Annotated in this window: 7 protein-coding genes; 5 read left to right on the top strand and 2 right to left on the bottom strand. The window is 44.6% G+C overall.

All coding sequences use genetic code 11. The features are described from left to right. Positions 1–444: 444 nt before the first annotated feature. Positions 445–1,503, bottom strand: coding sequence for an ABC transporter permease (locus NFS43_RS21740; RefSeq protein ID WP_251554955.1), 1,059 nt, complete (start codon positions 1,501–1,503; stop codon positions 445–447). Then, a complete protein-coding gene (locus NFS43_RS21735; RefSeq protein ID WP_251554954.1) occupies positions 1,500–2,225 on the bottom strand; it encodes an ABC transporter ATP-binding protein in 726 nt (241 codons plus the stop codon). Before NFS43_RS21735 ends, NFS43_RS21740 begins: the two co-directional genes overlap by 4 nt. A gap of 380 nt (positions 2,226–2,605) precedes the next feature. On the opposite strand from NFS43_RS21735, the gene NFS43_RS21730 reads away from it, so the two are divergent. From NFS43_RS21730 to cysW, 5 genes are all read left to right on the top strand, one after another. Further along, positions 2,606–3,061 (top strand): RrF2 family transcriptional regulator, encoded by a 456-nt coding sequence (locus NFS43_RS21730; protein ID WP_251554953.1) that lies wholly within the window; start codon positions 2,606–2,608, stop codon positions 3,059–3,061. Next, positions 3,039–3,236 carry a YezD family protein gene (locus tag NFS43_RS21725; RefSeq protein ID WP_251554952.1) on the top strand — a complete coding sequence of 66 codons (198 nt, stop codon included), beginning with the start codon at positions 3,039–3,041 and terminating at the stop codon, positions 3,234–3,236. Before NFS43_RS21730 ends, NFS43_RS21725 begins: the two co-directional genes overlap by 23 nt. A gap of 126 nt (positions 3,237–3,362) precedes the next feature. Continuing rightward, positions 3,363–4,421 (top strand): sulfate ABC transporter substrate-binding protein, encoded by a 1,059-nt coding sequence (locus NFS43_RS21720; RefSeq protein ID WP_251554951.1) that lies wholly within the window; start codon positions 3,363–3,365, stop codon positions 4,419–4,421. A gap of 14 nt (positions 4,422–4,435) precedes the next feature. Beyond that, positions 4,436–5,272, top strand: a complete 837-nt coding sequence (gene cysT / locus NFS43_RS21715; protein WP_277613992.1) for a sulfate ABC transporter permease subunit CysT — start codon at positions 4,436–4,438, stop codon at positions 5,270–5,272. 33 nt (positions 5,273–5,305) lie between these two features. Further along, entirely contained in the window at positions 5,306–6,151 is an 846-nt protein-coding gene (gene cysW / locus NFS43_RS21710) for a sulfate ABC transporter permease subunit CysW (RefSeq protein WP_277613993.1), read from the top strand. Positions 6,152–6,169: the final 18 nt, after the last annotated feature.

Genomic DNA, 6,169 nt, shown 5'->3' with positions numbered 1-6,169 from the left:
TCAAGGCGCCAAAAAACCGTTGGCCCAAGCAAAATTTGTCGTCATGAAGGGGTCAAGGCGCCAAAAAAGCAGTGGCCCTAGTAAATTTTGTCGTCATGAAAGGGTCAAGGCGCCAAAAAACCGTTGGCCGCAGTAAAATTTGTCGTCATGAAAGGGTCAAGGCGCCAAAAAACCGTTGGCCCAAGCAAAATTTGTCGTCATGAAAGGGTCAAGGCGCCAAAAAAGCAGTGGCCCTAGTAAATTTTGTCGTCATGAAAGGGTCAAGGCGCCAAAAAACCGTTGGCCGCAGTAAAATTTGTCGTCATGAAAAGCTCATGACGACAAAAAACAGAGAATTCAAGAAATCTTGTTGCCATAAACCAGTGTTAGACACACCAGGGCGGACGAGTACGTCCCTGAGTACAATTAATTAGTTACAAACGTCTTTATAACCCAAAATGCTAACTATAAAGTCCGATACTTTTTCAGCGCAAAGATGTTGAGGACGATAAACAAAATCGCGAACACAGCAAGGGCAAGCAGATCTCCGCCAATATCCCCAAAACCTGCCCCCTTATACATGACCCCCTTGAGAGCATCCCCTGCATAGTACAGCGGGAATACCCTCGCAATCGCCTGCAGCCAATCAGCCATTCCTTCCAGCGGGAAAATTCCTGCAAAAAAAACTTGCGGTACGACTGCGATCGGAATAAATTGCAGCATCTGAAATTCTGAAGCGGCAAACGATGATAACAAGGTCCCTAAAGAAAGTGCCACTAGAGCCAAAAGCAAATTAATCAAAATTACATTAAAAATGGAACCGACCAGAACAATATCTAAAACATTGATGGCATACAAAACAACAATAATGGTTTGAATAACAGCAAAAATTCCATAGCCTGCCAAGTAGGCAAGAACCACTTCAGCTCTTCGAATCGGCGTCGACAGCAGCCGTTCCAAAGTTCCCGTCGTCCTTTCGCGGAGCAGACCAATCCCGGATATTATAAATACAAAGAAAAACACAAAGAAACCAACCAAAATCGGACTTAACACATCAAAAAAGACCGTATCCTCATCCCCGTAAACGTAAGTGGCATCCATGCTTTTTTGTGCCATACTGCCCGCAAGAGCTGGATTTTGCTGAATCAGTTTCACTTGGGAAACCGCTTGAGCCGCTTGGTTGACCTTCAATTGCAACGCTCGAGCTGTGCTCGGATCATCGTTTTGAAGAATTAACGATAACTCCCCATTTTCCTCCTGAAGCAGGCCATCCAGGTCGTCCTTTGTTACTGTATCAGCATCAGCCTGGTCATATTGTTTTACGTCAATATCAGCCTTTTCAATGGCCGTAATCAGATTTTTTTCAATTCCCACTGCACCAAGCTTAGGATCAACGGTATTTCCATTAAACAAGAAATACATGAGGGTCAGGATCAATAACGGAGCAACAAACATTAACGCCAGCGTTCGTTTATCACGCAGCATCTGCCGGCAGATTCTATTAATCAGTGCCCAAATTCTCATGACTGTTTTCCCCCCGCCTGCAAAAATACATCATCAAACCGGTCCACACCGTACATTTCTTTTAATTCCTTTGGCGAGCCGCTTGTAATAATCCGGCCGTCGCGAACCATGGCGACACAATCACATCTTTCTGCTTCATCCATCACATGGGTGGTGACAATAATCGTTTTAGCTTCTTCATTTTTTAACCGAAGGAGCTCATCCCAAATTGATAATTTTAACTCCGGATCAATTCCCACAGTGGGTTCATCCAGGATCAAGATTTTGGGATCCTGAATCAACGCAATCGCCAAGGACAATCGCCGCTTCATTCCCCCTGAGTATGCTGCCACCCGCTTCTTTAAATCCCCTGTCAAATGGACCAAGCCTGCGGCGTAAGCAATCCGCTGTTTTTGCTCTTCCTTCTTTAATTTATAAAGGGAAGCAAAAAATTTAAGATTTTCTTCCCCGGTTAATTCAGTATAGAGGGAATCGGATTGTGCCATATATCCGATTCTTTGCAGCATCGCTAAATTAGGCATTTTCTCCTCTAACACATGAACGGTTCCACTATCGGTTTTTTCCATTCCGACAATCATTTTGACCAGCGTCGTTTTCCCGGCACCGGAAGGGCCGATCAGCCCATACAATTGCCCTGTTTCAATGGTTAAATGGACATCCTTTAAAACAGGCTTCTTATTAAAGCTTTTACTTATCTGTTTGACCCGAATGGCTGGATTCATCAGCAATCTCCCCTTCTAAAGTGGACTTCAATAGTTGGTATAGTTTCATTTTACTGCGAACACTGAATTAAACAATAATCAAAAAACAACAATGTGTTGATTAACTTTTAAAAAAAGAGATTGATTTTTCAAAAAATCCATATTATCATAAATAAAAAGTAATCCTATCAATTTAATGGGGATTCAATGAGTGGCTGATCAGGCAAACTGAAGGGCACTTATCTTAATTTATGGGATAAGTGCCCTTTTTCTTATAGCATGCATATATTGGATACCAGATTTCAGCCATATGTCATATGTTGTCCCAGGGATGAAAGGGCTTCATTTTTAGCGCCGAATCTTGACTGAATTACTCAACATTAATTCAAGGAGGATGAACAATGAAGGTATCAAGTAAAGGAGAGTACGCATTAAGGGCATTACTGCTGCTGGGAAATCATCCAGGCAAGGTGCTGGGGATTCAGGAGATTTCGGATAAAACCATGGTCAGCGTCCATTATCTGGAACAACTGCTGCTTCAGTTAAAAAAACTGGGATATGTCACAAGTAAACGGGGAGCCAAGGGAGGTTATATGCTGCATAAGGATGCCGAGACAATTAATATTGGCGCTGTGATTCGTGATTTGGAAGGGCCATTGTCACCGATGGGCTGCGCTTCGATAACCCAATATGAGCCTTGCCCTTTAGAGAAAGGATGCCAATTAAAACCATTATGGTCCTTAGTAAGAGATACCATTGCTTACGTTCTTGAGCACACCACGTTAGATGACTTATTGCAAAACCGAATCAATAAATTAGAGGGGGAGGATTTTGTTGTCATTAAAAGGACGTCTTGATGAGCAAATCATCGAAAAAATTACCAGTTTACTAGAAGGCTTGGAGTTTGGAACCGTCCAAATTACGGTTCATGATTCACAGATTACCCAAATCGAGAGGTTGGAAAAATACCGGTTTCCGCTTCAAGCAAAAACCAAGCCGTCCCAATCAACACCACCAAAAAGCAGGTACTAAAAATATGAAAATATGCCGATCGGACGCCCGAAGGCCCACTAGTTAAGCGTACATGACCATGTACAAAAGACTATTGGGCTTTTTTTCATGAAAAGCCCATAAAAAATGATAAAGGAGTCTGTCAAAATGATGAAAAAAGTCTGGATCACGCTGTTCTCTTTCATTCTGCTATTATGGGCTGCCGGGTGCTCCAATCAATCGTCCAGTACGGACGGCAAATCAGGGAACACCCATACAAAAAAGGAAGAAAAGCAGCCGATTGAATTATTAAATGTTTCGTATGACCCGACAAGAGAGCTATATGAGGAATACAACAAGAGCTTTGCGGCGTATTGGGAAAAAGAAACCGGTCAAAAGGTATCGATTAAGCAATCACATGGCGGTTCCGGAAGCCAGTCTCGTGCTGTCATCGACGGTCTCGAGGCAGATGTGGTGACACTCGCACTAGCCTATGATATTGATGCCATCGCCCAAACAGGAAAGCTGGCGGAAGACTGGCAGAAGCGGCTCGATGACAATAGTTCACCGTACACCTCGACCATCGTCTTTTTGGTCCGCAAAGGGAATCCAAAAGGGATCAAGGATTGGGACGACTTAATTAAAAAAGGTGTCTCCGTGATCACACCCAATCCAAAAACATCCGGCGGGGCCAGATGGAACTATTTAGCAGCATGGGGGTATGCCCTGGAACACAATAACGGGGATGAGGATAAAGCGATGGATTTTGTTGCCAAGCTCTATAAAAATGTGCCGGTTTTAGATTCAGGTGCACGGGGTTCCACGACAACGTTTGTAGAAAGAGGAATCGGCGATGTATTGATTGCCTGGGAAAATGAGGCTTATCTGGCGATTAATGAACTCGGAAAAGATAAGTTTGAAATCGTGAACCCTTCGATGAGTATTTTGGCGGAGCCCCCTGTATCCGTGGTCGATGAAACGGCAAAGAAACACGGAACGGAAGAGGTGGCAAAGGCTTATTTGGAATATTTGTATACACCGGAAGGCCAGGAGATCGCGGCGAAAAATTATTACCGCCCGAGAAATCAAGAAGTGGCCAAAAAATATGCGGACCAATTCCCGGAGATAGAGCTGTTTACGATTGATGAGAAATTTGGCGGCTGGACAAAGGCCCAGAAAACTCATTTTGATGACGGCGGCATCTTTGACGAAATCTATCAACCATAAGGAAGTGAACCAATTTGGCTGTTCAACAAAAGAGCCGCAGGGTTCTGCCCGGTTTCGGCCTATCCATGGGATATACCCTTGTTTATCTTAGCTTCATCATTTTGCTTCCGTTAGCAGCCTTGCTGCTAAAGGCGACTTCATTAAATTTTGCAGATTTTTGGGAAACGGTAACGGAACCGAGGGTGGCAGCTTCCTATAAGCTCACCTTGACCACCTCCCTGATTGCGGCAATTGTCAATGCTGTGTTCGGGACGCTTATTGCGTGGGTCCTGGTTCGATATCAGTTTTGGGGAAAGCGGGTGATCGACGCGCTGGTCGATTTGCCCTTTGCCCTCCCCACTGCTGTTGCCGGTATTGCCCTGACGACGATTTATTCGTCAAACGGCTGGATAGGGCAATACTTTGAAGCGGTTGGTGTAAAAGTTGCCTATACTCAGCTTGGGATCATGATTGCGCTGACGTTTATTGGCCTTCCGTTCGTGGTCCGGTCTGTGCAGCCGGTACTGCAGGATTTAGACCGTCAATATGAGGAAGCAGCTTCCACTTTGGGAGCAGGTGCCGTGCAGATTTTTTTAAAAATCATTTTGCCGGCCCTTTCCCCGGCCATCCTCACTGGCTTTGCTCTAGCATTTGCCAGGGCATTAGGTGAATACGGATCGGTTGTGTTCATATCGGGGAATATGCCGATGAAAACGGAAATCGTGCCCTTGCTGATTATCACGAAATTAGAACAATACAACTATAGCGGAGCCGCTGCCATTGCCGTTGTCATGCTGGGATTTTCGTTCATTCTATTATTCTTGATTAATTTCTGGCAGTGGAGAACAGCGAAAAAACATCAAGCTAGCTAGAGGAGTTTTAGAAAAATGATGAATAGAGAAGGGATGTTGAATCATGTAGCTGCTGCTGCAGCAAAAACGGCAATTTGGCTTGCTGCCATACGAAAGTGGCTGTTAATTGGAATCGCCATGCTCTTTCTTGGTCTGTTTATCCTTGTCCCCCTGCTGGCTGTTTTTTCAGAAGCATTAAAGAAGGGACTTCAGTTATACTTTGCTGCACTAACGGAACCGGATGCCGTATCGGCAATTAAGTTAACCCTGCTTACTGCAGCCATAGCGGTTCCTATCAATACTGTGTTTGGCGTCATTGCGGCATGGGGAATCGCCAAATTTCAATTTAAGGGGAAAAACATTCTCACGACATTAATTGATATCCCCTTTGCAGTCTCCCCAGTTATAGCGGGACTTGTGTTTGTCCTGCTGTTCGGCTCGCAAGGAATATGGGGGCCCATTTTGGAAGAACACAATATTAAAATCATTTTCTCTGTTCCCGGCATTGTTCTGGCGACGATTTTTGTTACCTTTCCATTTGTGGTGCGGGAATTGATCCCGATTATGCAAGATCAAGGGACAGAGGAGGAGCAGGCCGCGATTAGTCTCGGGGCAAGCGGCTGGCAGGCTTTCTTTCGGGTCACCCTGCCAAATATCAAATGGGGACTTCTATATGGGGTCATCCTTTGCAACGCCCGTGCCATGGGGGAATTTGGCGCCGTTTCAGTTGTTTCCGGCCATATCAGGGGGATGACCAATACGGTCCCTCTTCATGTGGAAATTTTATATAACGAATACAACTTTACAGCCGCCTTTGCTGTTGCATCATTGTTGGCACTGCTTGCTTTGGTTACTTTAGTCATAAAAAGTATGGTCGAATGGAAATCACAGAAACACTAAATATTTGCTGGGGGCTTT

This window comes from Neobacillus muris (genome assembly GCF_943193175.1).
GTDB classification, from domain to species: Bacteria; Bacillota; Bacilli; order Bacillales; family Cytobacillaceae; genus Neobacillus; species Neobacillus muris.
The sequence above is the reverse complement of the archived record's forward strand: the minus strand, read 5'-3'. Positions and strand labels throughout refer to the sequence as shown.

Coding starts and splice junctions, on each gene's coding strand:
- NFS43_RS21740 (WP_251554955.1), bottom strand. CDS start 1,503: ATGAGAATTTGGGCACTGATTAATAGAATCTGCCGGCAGATGCTGCGT.
- NFS43_RS21730 (WP_251554953.1), top strand. CDS start 2,606: ATGAAGGTATCAAGTAAAGGAGAGTACGCATTAAGGGCATTACTGCTG.
- cysW (WP_277613993.1), top strand. CDS start 5,306: ATGTTGAATCATGTAGCTGCTGCTGCAGCAAAAACGGCAATTTGGCTT.
- NFS43_RS21735 (WP_251554954.1), bottom strand. CDS start 2,225: ATGAATCCAGCCATTCGGGTCAAACAGATAAGTAAAAGCTTTAATAAG.
- NFS43_RS21720 (WP_251554951.1), top strand. CDS start 3,363: ATGATGAAAAAAGTCTGGATCACGCTGTTCTCTTTCATTCTGCTATTA.